The sequence below is a fragment of the Vibrio sp. 03_296 genome, from assembly GCF_002265885.1.
In genome coordinates this window covers 1-15,915 of sequence record NZ_NPKW01000030.1, presented here as the reverse complement: position 1 = coordinate 15,915, position 15,915 = coordinate 1, and the positions used below count along the sequence as shown (strand labels likewise).

The following is a 15,915-nucleotide window of genomic DNA, read 5'->3' as shown; positions in this document are numbered from 1 at the left end:
CATACCAATGTCTAAGCGTGGTCTAGGAAAGGGGCTGGATGCACTGTTGTCTACCAGTTCATTAGCTCGTGAGAAACAACATATCGCCACTCAGAGTCAGGCTCTTTCCGCTGAAGGAGAGTTGACCGATATTGCGGTAGGTCAGTTGCAACCTGGGGTATACCAACCACGAAAAGACATGTCACCACAGGCGTTGGAAGAATTGACGGCCTCGATTCAGTCGCAAGGCATTATTCAGCCGATCGTGGTTCGACCGGTGCAAGATGGCCATTTTGAGATCATTGCTGGTGAGCGACGTTGGCGAGCGGCTAAGCTCGCAGGGTTAAAACGCGTCCCTTGCTTGATCAAACATGTCGAAGATCGTGCAGCTATCGCCATGGCGTTGATCGAAAATATTCAGCGCGAAGATCTTAATGTGATCGAAGAGGCGCAAGCACTTGAGCGATTGCAAGACGAGTTTTCTCTGACCCATCAGCAAGTAGCGGATGTGATTGGTAAGTCACGCACCGCGGTGAGCAACCTGCTTCGACTGAATGGCTTGGAGCTAGAAGTAAAACAGTTTGTTGCACAGAAACTGCTCGATATGGGTCATGCCCGCGCATTGCTAGCGTTGGAAGGCGAGCAACAAGTGGAAGTGGCTCAGCAGGTCGCCAGCAAAGCGCTCACGGTTCGTCAAACTGAGCAGTTGGTAAAAAAATGTCTCACACCTAAGGTTGAAGAAAAAAATCAGCCAAAAGATGAAGAAACACAACAAATATCACAAAAACTAAGTGAAACGTTGGGAGCAAAGGTTTCTTTAGTGAGAAATGGCAATGGAAAAGCCAAATTGACGATAAGTATTGATGAGCCTCACAAATTAGAGCAACTAATTGCCAAGCTAGAGAGCTAAATGAGATAATTGATTTAGGTCAATTATGTAAAAAAGCAATTTTTGTACGAAAGTTGTCGGTTTGTAAACAAAACTGTAAGTTTTTGCTGCGTTTTAATTGCAATCAGTTGGACTCACCGTATAATTTTCCGCAACTTCCCAGACCCTCAAAAACGGAGGAGCCGTGGGATTTACTAGAGGTACGAATACATGGTAGCTGCGTTGGCTAGGCCAGGACGAGAGCTTGCAAAGCAATTGTTAATGATCGAGTCCGGCGCGGTTATTTTTGTGGCAGCAGGAGTGGCTTTGGCTGTGAATGCTGAGTGGGGATTTTCCTCGCTGATAGGCGGCGGCATTTTTGTTGTCGCCAATGCAGTATTTTCTGTGTGTGCATTCTTGTTTGTAGGAGCGAGAGCGTCAAAGTACGTTGCTATCTCTTTCTACACGGGTGAAGCGCTGAAAATTCTCATTACAGTAGTGCTGTTTTCTGTCGCCTACATGTATATGCAGGTGGAACTTGTTCCCCTGAAACTAACCTATTTGCTGGTTCTTGGTATTAATATCTTTGCGCCAGCGCTATTCATTAACAACAAAAAATAGGATGAGTTATGGCTGCGCCAGGTGAAGCGCTAACACCTTCCGGTTACATCACTCACCACCTTACTAACCTTTCAACTTACAAGTTGGGGCTAGTGGCGGAAGAGTCGAGTTTCTGGAACGTACATATCGATAGTCTGTTTTTTTCTTGGTTTACAGGGTTAATTTTCCTCGGAATTTTTTACGCTGTAGCTCGAAAAACAACAGCCGGTGTACCAGGTAAGCTTCAGTGTGCTGTTGAAATGATCGTAGAATTTGTCGCGACAAACGTCAAAGATACGTTCCATGGACGCAACCCGCTGATTGCACCTCTAGCACTGACTATCTTTTGTTGGGTATTTTTGATGAACTTGATGGACTTAGTTCCAATCGATTTCCTTCCATACCCGGCAGAGCATTGGCTCGGTATTCCTTACTTGAAAGTAGTACCTTCAGCTGATGTGAATATCACCATGGCTATGGCACTAGGCGTATTCGCTCTGATGATCTATTACAGCATCAAAGTGAAAGGTCTAGGTGGCTTTGCAAGAGAATTGGCTTTACACCCATTCAACCATTGGACAATGATTCCGTTCAACCTACTAATCGAAGTGGTATCGCTATTGGCGAAACCTCTTTCTCTTGGTATGCGTCTATTCGGTAACATGTTCGCTGGTGAGGTTGTATTTATTCTTTGTGCGGCAATGCTACCATGGTATCTACAATGGATGGGCTCGCTACCATGGGCGATCTTCCATATTCTGGTAATCCTGATTCAGGCCTTCGTGTTTATGATGTTGACAATCGTATATATGTCAATGGCTCACGAAGACAGTGATCATTAATTTTGTTTATTCTTATTAGACTTTTAGTTAATCGCTATAATTGGAGATAGTAATGGAAACTGTACTAAGCTTTTCTGCAATCGCAGTAGCAATCATCGTTGGTCTGTGTGCTCTAGGTACTGCAGTAGGCTTCGCGGTTCTAGGTGGTAAATTCCTAGAAGGTGCTGCTCGTCAACCAGAAATGGCTCCTATGCTTCAAGTTAAGATGTTCATCATCGCTGGTCTACTTGATGCGGTTCCAATGATCGGTATCGTAATCGCACTTCTATTCACGTTTGCAAACCCATTCGTAGGTCAATTAGCTGGTTAATCATCGGTATTGAGCGGCATGCGTCAGCGTGTCCTTGATGAACACTAATTCCGAATAGAGGGGTAGCTGTTGTGAATATGAACGCAACTCTGCTAGGTCAAGCAATCTCGTTTGCTATGTTTGTGTGGTTCTGTATGAAGTACGTATGGCCACCAATCATGCAAGCGATTGAAGAGCGTCAGAAGAAAATTGCTGACGGTCTACAAGCGGCAGAACGTGCTGCAAAAGACTTGGATCTAGCACAAGCTAATGCTTCTTCTCAATTGAAAGAAGCAAAGCGCACAGCAACTGAGATCATCGAACAAGCGAACAAACGTAAAGCTCAAATCTTGGATGAAGCTCGCGAGGATGCACAGACTGAACGTCAAAAAATCCTAGCGCAAGCGGAAGCTCAACTTGAAGCTGAACGTAATCGTGCACGCGATGAACTGCGCAAACAAGTTGCAACTCTGGCTGTAGCTGGTGCAGAGAAAATCCTTGAGCGTTCAATCGATAAAGATGCGCACAAAGATATTCTCGATAACATTACTGCAAAACTTTAAGTTTGGGGGCGAACATGGCTGATTTTACAACAATCGCGCGCCCCTATGCTAAAGCAGCCTTTGACTTTGCGGTAGAGAAAGGCCAACTAGACCAATGGGGTCAAATGTTGTCTTTCGCTGCTGAAGTAGCCCAAAACGAACAAATTAGTGAGCTGTTATCTGGCTCAATGTCAGCCGACAAACTGGCTGAACTGTTTATTGCGATTTGTGGCGAACAAGTGGATGAATTTGGTCAAAACCTTCTTAAGGTGATGGCTGAGAATGGTCGTCTTGCGGCCCTTCCTGATGTATGTACCCTGTTCTTCGTTTTGAAGAAAGAGCATGAGAAAGAGATTGATGTAGAAGTGATTTCTGCAACCGAACTTTCTGATGAACAATGTGCAAATATCAGTCAGAAACTTGAACAGCGTCTAGAGCGCAAAGTTAAGCTGAATTGCAGTGTAGATGAGGCCCTACTAGGTGGGGTGATAATTCGAGCCGGAGACTTAGTCATCGATAACTCAGCTCGCGGTCGTCTGAATCGCCTGAGCGATGCATTGCAGTCTTAATGGGGATTGGAGCATGCAACTTAATTCCACGGAAATTAGCGATCTAATTAAACAGCGTATTGAATCTTTCAACGTTGTTAGTGAAGCTCGCAATGAAGGTACTATCGTATCGGTAAGCGACGGTATCATTCGCATTCACGGCCTAGCGGACGTGATGCAAGGTGAAATGATTGAATTACCGGGTGGCCGTTATGCACTAGCACTTAACCTTGAGCGTGACTCGGTTGGTGCGGTAGTAATGGGCCCATATGCTGACCTTAAGGAAGGCATGAAAGTAACAGGTACTGGTCGTATTCTTGAAGTGCCAGTTGGTCCTGAGCTATTGGGTCGTGTAGTGAACACACTAGGTGAGCCAATTGACGGTAAAGGTCCAATTGAAGCGAAATTAACGTCACCTGTTGAAGTGATTGCACCGGGTGTAATCGACCGTCAATCGGTTGATCAACCTGTACAAACTGGTTATAAGTCAGTTGACTCAATGATCCCAATCGGTCGTGGTCAGCGTGAACTTATCATCGGTGACCGTCAGACTGGTAAAACAGCGATGGCGATCGATGCGATCATCAACCAGAAAAACTCTGGTATTTTCTCTATCTACGTAGCGATTGGTCAGAAAGCTTCTACTATCGCCAACGTAGTGCGTAAACTGGAAGAGCACGGTGCTCTGAAGAACACAATTGTGGTTGTGGCTTCAGCATCTGAATCTGCTGCACTGCAATACCTAGCGCCATACGCAGGTTGTGCAATGGGTGAATACTTCCGTGATCGCGGCGAAGACGCACTGATTGTTTATGATGATCTATCAAAGCAAGCGGTCGCTTACCGTCAGATCTCTCTATTGCTAAAACGCCCACCAGGCCGTGAAGCATTCCCAGGTGACGTATTCTACCTTCACTCTCGTCTACTAGAGCGTGCTGCTCGTGTAAACGCAGAGTATGTAGAGCGTTTCACTAACGGTGAAGTGAAAGGTAAGACAGGTTCTCTAACCGCTCTTCCTATCATCGAAACTCAGGCTGGTGACGTTTCTGCATTCGTACCAACCAACGTAATCTCGATCACCGATGGTCAGATCTTCCTACAAACTGAGCTATTCAACGCGGGTGTACGTCCAGCCGTTGACCCAGGTATCTCAGTATCTCGTGTAGGTGGTTCTGCACAAACGAAAATCATCAAGAAGCTGTCTGGTGGTATCCGTACAGCACTAGCGGCTTACCGTGAACTTGCAGCGTTTGCTCAGTTCTCTTCGGATCTTGATGAAGCGACTAAGAGACAGTTGAACCACGGTCAAAAAGTAACTGAACTGATGAAGCAGAAGCAATACGCTCCGATGTCAGTGTTTGACCAGGCTCTAACTATCTTTGCGGCAGAGCGTGGCTACCTAAGCGATATCGAACTTTCTAAAGTTCTTGATTTCGAAGCAGCTCTACTATCGTACGCTCGTGGTCAATACGCTGAATTAGCAGCTGAGATCGACAAGACGGGTGCTTACAACGATGAAATCGAAGCTCAGTTGAAGAAACTGACTGACGACTTCAAAGCAACCCAAACTTGGTAATAGGTCGGTGGCAGTGGCTGCCACCAACTAATGGAGAGTAACGATGGCCGGCGCAAAAGAGATACGTAGTAAAATCGGGAGTGTTAAAAGCACTCAGAAGATTACGAAAGCGATGGAAATGGTAGCAGCTTCAAAAATGCGTCGTTCGCAAGACGCAATGGAAGCTTCTCGTCCATACGCGGAAACAATGCGTAAAGTGATCGGTCATGTGGCAAATGCAAGTCTAGAGTATCGTCATCCGTACCTAGATGAGCGTGAAGCCAAGCGTGTTGGTTACATCATCATTTCAACGGACCGTGGTCTGTGTGGCGGCTTGAACATCAACGTGTTCAAAAAAGCGGTTACAGATATGCAGGCATGGAAAGAGAAAGGTGCTGAGGTTGAGCTTGCGGTAATTGGCTCAAAAGCGACAGCTTTCTTTAAACATGGCGGCGCGAAAGTAGCGGCTCAGGTTTCAGGTTTGGGTGATAGCCCAAGTTTGGAAGACCTGATCGGTTCGGTTAGCGTGATGCTAGAAAAATATGATGAAGGTGAATTGGACCGTTTGTACCTTGTATTTAACAAGTTCGTAAACACTATGGTTCAACAACCAACGATCGATCAATTGCTACCTTTGCCTAAATCGGACAGCAAAGATATGCAGCGTGAGCATTCATGGGATTACATCTATGAGCCAGAACCTCAGTCTCTACTTGATGCGCTACTTGTGCGTTATGTGGAATCTCAGGTTTATCAAGGTGTAGTTGAGAACCTTGCTTGTGAGCAAGCGGCTCGAATGGTTGCTATGAAGGCTGCAACTGATAACGCAACCAACTTGATTGACGACTTAGAACTTGTGTACAACAAAGCCCGTCAGGCTGCGATTACACAAGAACTATCGGAAATCGTTGGTGGTGCAGCAGCGGTTTAAGCTTAGGTTAAACGAAACAGTTTAGAGGATTAACGATGGCTACAGGTAAGATCGTACAGATCATCGGTGCGGTAGTCGACGTAGAGTTCCCACAGAGCGATGTACCAAGTGTATACGACGCTCTAAACGTAAAGGACTCAAAAGAGCGTCTTGTTCTTGAAGTTCAACAACAGCTAGGCGGTGGCGTAGTTCGTTGTATCGTAATGGGTAGCTCTGATGGTTTACGTCGTGGAGTTGAAGTAGTAAATACAGGCGCTCCAATTTCAGTACCAGTAGGTACTAAGACCCTAGGTCGTATCATGAACGTGCTTGGTGATGCGATTGACGAGCGTGGTGAGATCGGTGCAGAAGAACTGTACTCAATTCACCGTCCAGCGCCAAGCTACGAAGAACAGTCAAACGCGACTGAGCTTCTAGAAACAGGCGTTAAAGTAATCGACTTGATTTGTCCTTTCGCTAAGGGTGGTAAAATCGGTCTATTCGGTGGTGCAGGTGTAGGTAAGACCGTTAACATGATGGAACTTATCAACAACATCGCACTACAACACTCTGGTCTATCTGTATTCGCAGGTGTTGGTGAGCGTACTCGTGAGGGTAACGACTTTTACCACGAGATGCAGGAAGCGGGCGTTGTAAACATCGAGAAGCCTGAAGAATCAAAAGTAGCGATGGTTTACGGTCAGATGAACGAGCCACCGGGCAACCGTCTACGTGTTGCACTGACAGGCCTGACAATGGCAGAGCGTTTCCGTGACGAAGGTCGTGACGTTCTACTGTTCGTCGACAACATCTACCGTTACACGCTTGCGGGTACAGAAGTATCTGCACTGCTAGGTCGTATGCCTTCAGCGGTAGGTTACCAGCCAACTCTTGCAGAAGAGATGGGTGTACTTCAGGAGCGTATCACGTCAACGAAGCAAGGTTCTATCACGTCTGTACAGGCGGTATACGTACCTGCGGATGACTTGACTGACCCGTCTCCAGCAACAACGTTCGCGCACTTGGATGCAACGGTTGTACTTAACCGTAACATCGCAGCGATGGGTCTATACCCAGCGATCGACCCACTGGATTCGACGTCTCGTCAGCTAGACCCACTTGTTGTAGGTCAAGATCACTATGACACTGCTCGTGGTGTTCAGCAGACACTTCAGCGCTACAAAGAGCTGAAAGACATCATCGCAATCCTAGGTATGGACGAGCTATCTGAATCAGATAAGCAAGTGGTTGCGCGTGCACGTAAGATTGAGCGTTTCCTAACTCAGCCTTACCACGTAGCGGAAGTATTTACAGGCGACCCAGGTGTTTACGTACCTCTTAAAGAGACTCTACGTGGCTTCAAAGGTCTACTAGCTGGTGAATACGATGACATTCCAGAGCAAGCGTTTATGTACTGCGGTACTATCGACGAAGCGATTGAGAATGCTAAGAAGCTATAAGGCTAACTAGGAGGCGATATGGCAGCAATAACCTTTCATCTGGATGTGGTAAGCGCGGAGAAGAAAATCTTTTCTGGTCGCGTTGAAACGTTTCAGGTGACCGGTAGCGAGGGTGAGCTGGGTATTTTCCATGGCCACACACCGCTGCTGACCGCTATCAAGCCTGGTATGGTGCGTATTGTTAAACTTCACGGCGAAGAAGAGTTCATTTATGTCTCTGGTGGTATCGTAGAAGTTCAGCCTGGTACTGCAACAGTACTGGCTGATACTGCGATTCGTGGTGAAGAACTAGACGCAGCGAAGGCAGAAGAAGCAAAACGTCGTGCGAAAGAGAATATTCTCAACCAGCATGGCGATATGGACTTCGCACAAGCGGCCAGTGAACTGGCTAAAGCCATTGCTCAGCTTCGTGTTATCGAGCTGACAAAGAAACGTCGTTAATTTTAGCGGTGTTTTAATAGTGATAAAGGCGGTCAATTTGACCGCCTTTTTGCTTAATTTTTATTAGAAATTTTTATCCATAAGTTAACTATTCGTCATTAGCTGGGTAAAATAGCCGACAGAATTTTTGGCAACGTCAATAGGTTATAAATAATGAAATTTAGCGCGGTGATTCTCGCGGCGGGGAAAGGAACCCGTATGTACTCAAACATTCCCAAGGTGCTGCACACGCTTGCAGGTAAGCCAATGGTGAAGCATGTGATTGATACTTGCACAGGCTTAGGTGCTCAGAACATTCATTTGGTGTACGGCCACGGTGGTGACCAAATGCAGGCAGCGTTGGCGGAAGAGCCGGTTAATTGGGTGCTGCAAGCCGAACAATTGGGTACTGGCCACGCGGTGGATCAAGCCTCTCCTCAGTTCCAGGACGATGAAAAAATCTTGGTTCTTTACGGTGATGTTCCACTCATCTCTTCTGAAACCATTGAAAGTTTGCTCGATGCCCAGCCTAAAGGCGGTATCGCATTATTAACAGTCGTTCTAGACAATCCAACTGGATACGGTCGCATCGTACGTAAAAACGGTCCTGTGGTGGCGATCGTCGAGCAAAAAGACGCGAATGAAGAGCAAAAACTAATTAAAGAGATCAACACGGGCGTAATGGTAGCGACCGGTGGTGATCTGAAGCGTTGGCTTGCTGGCTTAAACAATAACAACGCTCAAGGTGAGTACTACCTAACAGACGTCATTGCTGCTGCGCATGATGAAGGCAATGCGGTTGAAGCGGTTCACCCAGCTAGTCCAATCGAAGTGGAAGGGGTGAATGATCGCGCTCAGTTGGCTCGTCTTGAGCGTGCATTCCAAGCAGCCCAAGCGAAAAAGCTGCTTGAGCAAGGTGTGATGTTGCGTGATCCTGCGCGCTTTGACCTACGTGGTGAGCTGCAGTGTGGTCTTGATGTTGAAATCGATGTGAATGTGATCATTGAAGGTAACGTCTCCCTTGGTGATAACGTAGTTATCGGTGCTGGCTGTGTGCTAAAAGACTGTGAAATCGATGATAACACCATCGTTCGTCCATACAGTGTTATTGAAGGTGCAACGGTGGGTGAGCAATGTACCGTTGGTCCGTTTACTCGTCTGCGTCCTGGCGCTGAGATGTGTAACGACTCTCACGTGGGTAACTTTGTCGAAGTAAAAAATGCACGTATTGGTGAGGGGTCTAAAGCTAACCACCTGACTTATCTTGGCGATGCTGAAATCGGTCAACGCACCAATATCGGTGCTGGTACTATTACCTGCAACTACGATGGCGCTAACAAATTCAAAACCATCATCGGTAACGACGTGTTTGTTGGTTCAGATAGCCAACTGGTCGCTCCGGTGACGATTGCTGATGGTGCAACTATTGGTGCTGGTACCACCTTGACCAAAGATGTTGCAGAAGGTGAGTTAGTGATTACTCGCGCCAAAGAACGCAAAGTTACAGGCTGGCAACGCCCAGTTAAGAAAAAGTAATTATCGCTGGATAACAAAAACGCCGCTGCAATAGCGGCGTCAGACTGCTGACAAAGGTCTAGCTTTCGAGCTAGACCTTTGATCTAATAGGGGTATCGAAATATGGACACTCCGATATGCTTCAAGAACCCACCCCGCAACAATACGAATTGGAAATGGTGACGATGGAACAGTTAGTTCCTAAAGACCATTTAGTGCGCAAAATCGATAATGCTATCGACTTTGAATTCATTCATGATGAAGTCGCTCATCTTTATTGTAAAGATAATGGGCGTCCACCAGTTGACCCTGTTCGTCTCTTCAAAATCATCTTGCTTGGTTATATCTTTGGTATAAAAAGTGAGCGTCAGCTCGTTAAAGAAATTGAAGTGAATGTCGCTTACCGTTGGTTCTTACGGATGTCATTAACAGAGAAAGTCATCCACGCTTCTACTCTAAGCCAAAACCGCATTCGTCGCTTTAATGGCACGGATGTATTTCGAACGTATTTTTATCAATATCGTAGAGCAAGCCATGACGAAAGGCTTGGTCGCGGGTCAAGAGCTCTTTACGGACAGTACTCATCTCAAAGCGAACGCCAACAAGAATAAACACACCAATAAAGTCACGGCGGTTCGCGCGAGTGCCTATCTTGATATGCTGGATGACGACGTCGCGTTAGACCGARAAAAAGCGGGTAAGAAGCCTCTTAAGGCTCGTGAATCAGAGTCAAAAACAAAGAATACCAAAACCAGCACCACTGACCCAGAGAGTGGCTTCATGACTCGTGATAATAAGCCACAAGGCTTCTTCTACCTCGACCATCGAACCGTTGATGGTCAACAYGGAATTATCCTCGATACCTATACCACCGCGGGCAACATCAATGACTCACAGCCTTACGTTCAACGCTTAGATTACACGCTTGCTACATTCCAATTGAACCCGATAGCCGTTGGACTGGATGCGGGCTACTTTACCGCTCCAGTGGCGGAGTCACTTGAACGTCGAGGTATTCTTGGCGTGTTCGGTTATCGACGTCCATCGAGAACGAAAAATGCRTTCAAAAAGAAACACTTTACTTACGACGCGCAAAGAGACWGCTACCAATGTCCGAATGGKCAGGYGTTGCTTTATAAAACCACATCWCGCGATGCCTACCGAGAATACCACTCAGACCCGAAAGAGTGTGCGTTCTGTCCAATGAGGGATGACTGCACTCAAAGCAAAAACATGAAGAAAGTGATTACTCGGCATATCTATAGCGATGCCGTAGARAGAGCAAATCAAATGCGGCTCTCTTCCTATGGCAAGAAGACTTATCGACGTCGAAGTGAAACAGTAGAACGGAGCTTTGCAGAYGCCAAGCAACATCATGGTCATCGTTATGCTCGCTTCCGAGGTCTAGCCAATGTGCAAATGCAATGTTGGTTGGCAGCGGCAGCCCAAAACATCAAGAAGATAGCGTTGGTGGTGAACTATCTACGAAAAATGGGCTTAAATATGGCAGAAATAAGGCAGATACTTGCTTCTGTATACCCRTGTAATGAATGGAAACTTCTGCGCACGATATAACAAAAAAAATCACGATCGCGACCTACGGTCGCTTCCAAAAAAGAACCCCACTTAAAAAGCGGGGTTCGTCATCAATCTGACGCCACTCACCTCGAGTGGCGTTTTTGTTTGCATTTAGCCGAATAACTGTTCAGAATGGATTCAAATGTTAACAGGAGGTTAATATGCAACATGGACTGTTGTCGTCGCTACTCCTCTCTTTATCACTGTTTTGGATGCCGCAGATAGCGTTGGCGAAGGAAGTGCCCGCTGACACGGTGCAGCAGTGGCTTCAAGATCAACAAGTCGAGAGTAAAGTCTCTGAGCTTTTGGATTATGCACTTCGCGACAAAACAAATGAGCTGAAGTTTTCTTTAGAACGATTGGCACTCCCGCAACAAGAAGTGGTGCGTTATGTCTTGCTCGATAAGCTTGAGAAAAATCAAGTGATCTTAACGCCTCGGATGGCGCTTTTTGTTGAGTCACAAATCAAGCGAACGCCACCTTATCAAGTGGTAGAAAAAGGGGAGGGTTACGAGTTTACTGTCCCTGCGTTTAACTATCCTGCCATTGCCAGTCGACTTATAAAACGCTGGAAACAAGACCAATCCACGTTGGAGTTCATTTTATTAGCGGAGCAAGGAAAGCTTGATTTGCAGACATGGCTCTCAGGCTCTATGAATCAAATTCAATTGCGTGAATCTTTGCTACTCAAAGAGTTGGACAGTTTGTCGCCAGAGGCGTTAGATCGATTAGTGAATCAATTAGTTGATAAGCCCATCACCACTTGGTTACCTTCTTCTGCCGTAGTGGTGCGTTTTGCTCAAGTGAGTGAACGTTCAGATTTGTACCATCTACTGTGGCGGATGAAAGCCGATCATAACAGCCAAGCAGAGTTAACACGTTTGGCGTCCATGGGGGATGAACAGGCGCTACAACAAGTGATGGCGGCAGCGTTGAATCCAAGCCTGAAAGAACAAGCGATTCAGGTGCTGGCGAGTAAACATCCGCTTTCCCAAGACGTGAAGCAGTTTCTCATTACGAGAATGGCTCTGCCTGATGACGCAGCGCTGGTGGCAAAAGAGCTCAGTAAACAAGGTCATGAGCGATGGTTGCAAGAGGTATTATCGGGTGGCTACCCGGTTAAGCGTCATCTCATCGCACAAGCTTTAAAATAAAAGTTGCAAAATAGCCTCACAAAATTAGCGGATCCTATCGAAATGCGTTTTGTTATACTGCCTCAAGTTTACCCACTTCATGTAGAAGGCCTATGAGTTTTAAGGATTTACGCGATTTCCTCAATCACCTAGAGAAGAAAGGGCAATTAAAGCGCATTACTCACCCAGTTGATCCCGCTTATGAAATGACCGAGATCAGCGATCGAACACTGCGAGCGGGTGGTCCGGCTTTATTGTTCGAAAACCCAATTGGTTACGATATCCCAGTGTTGACAAACTTATTTGGTACCGCTGAGCGCGTTGCTATGGGGATGGGAAGAGAACAAGTTAAAGAATTGCGTGAGGTGGGTCAGTGGCTTGCTTATCTCAAAGAGCCTGAGCCACCTAAAGGTTTTAAAGACGCTTTAGATAAGTTGCCAGTGTTCAAGCAAGTTTTAAACATGCCTGTGAAACGTCTGCGTAAAGCCGCATGCCAAGAAGTAGTTTGGCAAGGTGAAGAGGTTGATCTGGACAAGATTCCCGTGATGAGCTGTTGGCAAGATGATGTTGCGCCACTGCTAACTTGGGGATTAACCATTACGCGAGGCCCCAACAAAAAACGCCAAAATTTGGGGATCTACCGTCAACAGAAAATCGCGAAAAACAAAATCATCATGCGTTGGCTAGCACACCGAGGTGGGGCTCTGGATTTGCGTGACTGGATGGAAAAGTACCCCGGAAAGCCATTTCCTGTTTCCGTCGCTTTTGGTGCGGACCCTGCGACTATCTTAGGTGCAGTGACACCAGTACCGGATACTCTTTCGGAATATGCGTTTGCAGGTCTTTTGCGTGGCAGTAAAACCGAAGTGGTTAAGTCCGTCAGCAATGATCTCGAAATTCCCGCGAGTGCAGAAATCGTCCTCGAAGGCTATATCGATCCGAGCGAGTATGCCGATGAAGGGCCTTATGGTGACCATACTGGCTATTACAATGAAAAGGAAAAACACCACGTTTTTACCATCACGCATATTACCATGCGTAAAGAGCCCATCTATCATAGTACTTACACCGGTCGTCCACCTGATGAACCTGCGGTATTAGGGGTGGCCCTCAACGAAGTTTTCGTGCCAATCTTGCAAAAGCAGTTCCCTGAAATAGAAGATTTCTATCTGCCACCGGAAGGTTGCTCTTACCGAATGGCTGTCGTGACCATGAAAAAGCAGTACCCAGGCCATGCGAAGCGCGTGATGATGGGTGTTTGGTCTTTCTTGCGTCAGTTCATGTACACCAAATATGTAGTGGTGTGTGATGAATCAGTGAATGCGCGTGATTGGGACGATGTCGTTAAGGCAATGACGAACAATATGAACCCGATACTCGACTCTCTATTTATTGAGAGCACGCCGATAGATTCACTCGATTTTGCCTCACCTGTCGCTGGGTTAGGTTCGAAGATGGGCCTAGATGCCACCATAAAATGGGAGGCGGAGCTTGCATTGCAGGGGGCGACGGTGGCCACAGAGTTTGTATCGCAGATAGGTATCGATGTGAATGCACTTAAAGCGGTCCACCCTTTAATATCTGATGTCTATGTGCCAGCAGTGGCGAGCGGTCAGTTTATGGTGGTTAAAATCAATAAAACCCATGCAGGGCAATGCAAAGAAGTTGTAGAAAGCTTATGGCAAATAGAGAGCGTCAAACAGAGCAATAAGTTTATCGTTGTGTGTGATGACGATGTCAAAGCCGATGACTGGCATGACATCATTTGGGCGATCACTACGCGGATGGATCCATCACGCGATACCTTGAAGATAGAGAGTAGTGAGGGTTGCTGTGCCAAATTGATTTTTGATGCAACCAATAAGTACCCTGATGAAATCACGAGAGAATGGGGTAAACCGATTAAAAAAGATCCTAAACTTGTGGCTAAAGTCGATGCGCTTTGGCAGGAGTTCGGTATCCTATGAGCCATATGGTACGCCTTCTTCCTATGGATATCTCTTTTGTTGTCAGAGAAGGTGAAACGGTTTTGGACGCTGCGCTCAACAATAACATTGCGTTTCCAAACCGTTGCCAAATGGGCTCATGTGCAATGTGCATGTGCCGGAAAGTCTCTGGAGAGATCCGCTATCAACTAGAGCCACTATTAACTGAACAAGAACAACGACAAGGCTGGATATTTCCTTGTCTGGCCTATGCAGAAAGTAATTTAGAACTTACCTTCGCCGAAGAGTAAGTCAGAGGAATACCATGACAATTCAATGTAAAGTAAAGTCGATTAAGCCACTAGCCAGCAACACTTACCAGATCCTATTGCATCCTGAAAACCCAGTCTCCTTCAAGGCAGGTCAATATCTCATGGTGGTGATGGGTGAGAAAGACAAGCGCCCATTTTCCATTGCCAGTAGCCCTTGTCGTCATCAAGGGGAGTTAGAGTTACACATCGGTGCTGCCGAGCATAATGCCTATGCACTTGAAGTGGTGGAAGTGATGCAAAATGCATTGGATAACGATAGCTATATTGATATCGACGCCCCGCATGGCGATGCGTGGATTCGTGAAGAGAGCGAAAGACCGATGTTACTTATTGCGGGTGGAACGGGTTTTAGTTATGTACGTTCTATTCTCGATCACTGCATCGCGCAGAATAAGCCAAACCCAATTTATCTTTACTGGGGTGCTAGGGATTATTCACAACTTTACGCGAGCGAAGAGTTGGCTTTGATTGCCAATCAAAGTGCGAATGTGCATTTTATTCCCGTCGTGGAAGAGTCTCCTGCGAGTTGGCAGGGAAAAGTGGGTAATGTATTACAAGCCATCCACGAGGATTTTAGTAGTTTGGAGAACTATGACATTTACATCGCTGGTCGATTTGAGATGGCTGGCTTAGCAAGAGAGCAATTTACACAGCAAAAACAAGCTAAACGTGAAAGAATGTTTGCTGATGCATACGCCTTTATTTAAGTTAGTCCTATCATTTACCCCATCTTATTAGTCGCAAAAGGGGGTGTTTTGCTCTCTTTTGCGCCATATCGTTGTCTTTGTAATCAAACGAACGCTTTTGGTGACTTTTTTTCAAATTAGGGGTTGCCAAAGAAACTGCCTTCCCTATAATGCGCATCCACCGACACGGCAGACGGCGTAAGGCCTCAGCAACGTCGGGTGAGGTAAAAGCTTCTGAGAAAATAAATTTGAAAAAGTGTTTGACTCTTCAAATTAACTCGCTAGAATGCACCTCCGCTTTGAGAGAAAAACTTCTCGAAAAGCAAGCTCTTTAACAATATAAACCTATCAATCTGTGTGGGCACTCGTTGATGATAATCCAAAAGATTTATCAATGAACTGAGTGACCAAAACGATACTAAGTATCGGCACAGTCAATTTATTCAGTATTCATTGAGCCGAAGCGAAAGCTTCAAAAAAMYTTTTAATTGAAGAGTTTGATCATGGCTCAGATTGAACGCTGGCGGCAGGCCTAACACATGCAAGTCGAGCGGCAGCACAGAGAAACTTGTTTCTCGGGTGGCGAGCGGCGGACGGGTGAGTAATGCCTGGGAAATTGCCCTGATGTGGGGGATAACCATTGGAAACGATGGCTAATACCGCATGATAGCTTCGGCTCAAAGAGGGGGACCTTCGGGCCTCTCGCGTCAGGATATGCCCAGGTGGGATTAGC

The 15,915-nt window shown here is 46.3% G+C and carries 16 protein-coding genes and 1 rRNA gene; all 17 read left to right on the top strand.

The genetic code is table 11. The annotated features are described in order from the left end of the window. The first annotated feature begins 7 nt into the window (after positions 1–7). Positions 8–889: a ParB/RepB/Spo0J family partition protein gene (locus CIK04_RS02580; protein WP_011079047.1), complete on the top strand. Its 882-nt coding sequence runs from the start codon at positions 8–10 to the stop codon at positions 887–889. Positions 890–1,078: 189 nt separating this feature from the next. After that, a complete protein-coding gene (locus tag CIK04_RS02575; protein WP_011151443.1) occupies positions 1,079–1,468 on the top strand; it encodes a F0F1 ATP synthase subunit I in 390 nt (129 codons plus the stop codon). An 8-nt stretch (positions 1,469–1,476) separates the two neighbouring features. Next, a complete protein-coding gene (atpB, locus tag CIK04_RS02570) occupies positions 1,477–2,289 on the top strand; it encodes a F0F1 ATP synthase subunit A (RefSeq protein ID WP_011079049.1) in 813 nt (270 codons plus the stop codon). A gap of 52 nt (positions 2,290–2,341) precedes the next feature. Continuing rightward, the gene (atpE, locus tag CIK04_RS02565; protein ID WP_011079050.1) at positions 2,342–2,599 is read left to right on the top strand and encodes a F0F1 ATP synthase subunit C; all 258 of its coding nucleotides are present in this window, start codon (positions 2,342–2,344) and stop codon (positions 2,597–2,599) included. A gap of 71 nt (positions 2,600–2,670) precedes the next feature. Continuing rightward, positions 2,671–3,141 (top strand): F0F1 ATP synthase subunit B, encoded by a 471-nt coding sequence (gene atpF, locus CIK04_RS02560; protein ID WP_011079051.1) that lies wholly within the window; start codon positions 2,671–2,673, stop codon positions 3,139–3,141. A gap of 14 nt (positions 3,142–3,155) precedes the next feature. Then, the gene (gene atpH, locus CIK04_RS02555; RefSeq protein WP_011079052.1) at positions 3,156–3,689 is read left to right on the top strand and encodes a F0F1 ATP synthase subunit delta; all 534 of its coding nucleotides are present in this window, start codon (positions 3,156–3,158) and stop codon (positions 3,687–3,689) included. A gap of 13 nt (positions 3,690–3,702) precedes the next feature. Beyond that, on the top strand, positions 3,703–5,244 hold the full coding sequence (gene atpA / locus CIK04_RS02550) for a F0F1 ATP synthase subunit alpha (RefSeq protein ID WP_013570873.1): 1,542 nt from the start codon (positions 3,703–3,705) through the stop codon (positions 5,242–5,244). Positions 5,245–5,287: 43 nt separating this feature from the next. Further along, the gene (gene atpG / locus CIK04_RS02545) at positions 5,288–6,154 is read left to right on the top strand and encodes a F0F1 ATP synthase subunit gamma (protein WP_017419850.1); all 867 of its coding nucleotides are present in this window, start codon (positions 5,288–5,290) and stop codon (positions 6,152–6,154) included. A gap of 35 nt (positions 6,155–6,189) precedes the next feature. Beyond that, the gene (gene atpD / locus CIK04_RS02540) at positions 6,190–7,593 is read left to right on the top strand and encodes a F0F1 ATP synthase subunit beta (RefSeq protein ID WP_038940371.1); all 1,404 of its coding nucleotides are present in this window, start codon (positions 6,190–6,192) and stop codon (positions 7,591–7,593) included. Positions 7,594–7,611: 18 nt separating this feature from the next. Further along, entirely contained in the window at positions 7,612–8,034 is a 423-nt protein-coding gene (locus tag CIK04_RS02535) for a F0F1 ATP synthase subunit epsilon (protein WP_011079056.1), read from the top strand. Between the two features lie 153 nt (positions 8,035–8,187). Continuing rightward, positions 8,188–9,549 (top strand): bifunctional UDP-N-acetylglucosamine diphosphorylase/glucosamine-1-phosphate N-acetyltransferase GlmU, encoded by a 1,362-nt coding sequence (gene glmU / locus CIK04_RS02530; protein ID WP_097353389.1) that lies wholly within the window; start codon positions 8,188–8,190, stop codon positions 9,547–9,549. A 116-nt stretch (positions 9,550–9,665) separates the two neighbouring features. Further along, a protein-coding gene (locus CIK04_RS02525; RefSeq protein ID WP_128824585.1) for an IS1182 family transposase occupies positions 9,666–11,103 on the top strand; the annotation gives its coding sequence in 2 pieces (ribosomal slippage) (positions 9,666–10,025 and positions 10,027–11,103; 1,437 coding nt in all). A 164-nt stretch (positions 11,104–11,267) separates the two neighbouring features. Beyond that, positions 11,268–12,260, top strand: coding sequence for a hypothetical protein (locus tag CIK04_RS02520; RefSeq protein WP_097353704.1), 993 nt, complete (start codon positions 11,268–11,270; stop codon positions 12,258–12,260). 92 nt (positions 12,261–12,352) lie between these two features. Beyond that, on the top strand, positions 12,353–14,206 hold the full coding sequence (gene ubiD / locus CIK04_RS02515) for a 4-hydroxy-3-polyprenylbenzoate decarboxylase (protein ID WP_097353703.1): 1,854 nt from the start codon (positions 12,353–12,355) through the stop codon (positions 14,204–14,206). Beyond that, positions 14,203–14,475, top strand: a complete 273-nt coding sequence (locus CIK04_RS02510) for a 2Fe-2S iron-sulfur cluster-binding protein (RefSeq protein ID WP_097353702.1) — start codon at positions 14,203–14,205, stop codon at positions 14,473–14,475. Before ubiD ends, CIK04_RS02510 begins: the two co-directional genes overlap by 4 nt. A 14-nt stretch (positions 14,476–14,489) precedes the next feature. Continuing rightward, positions 14,490–15,203, top strand: a complete 714-nt coding sequence (gene fre, locus CIK04_RS02505) for an NAD(P)H-flavin reductase (RefSeq protein ID WP_017420170.1) — start codon at positions 14,490–14,492, stop codon at positions 15,201–15,203. 464 nt (positions 15,204–15,667) lie between these two features. Next, positions 15,668–15,915 (top strand): 16S ribosomal RNA (locus CIK04_RS02495); the annotation flags it as partial.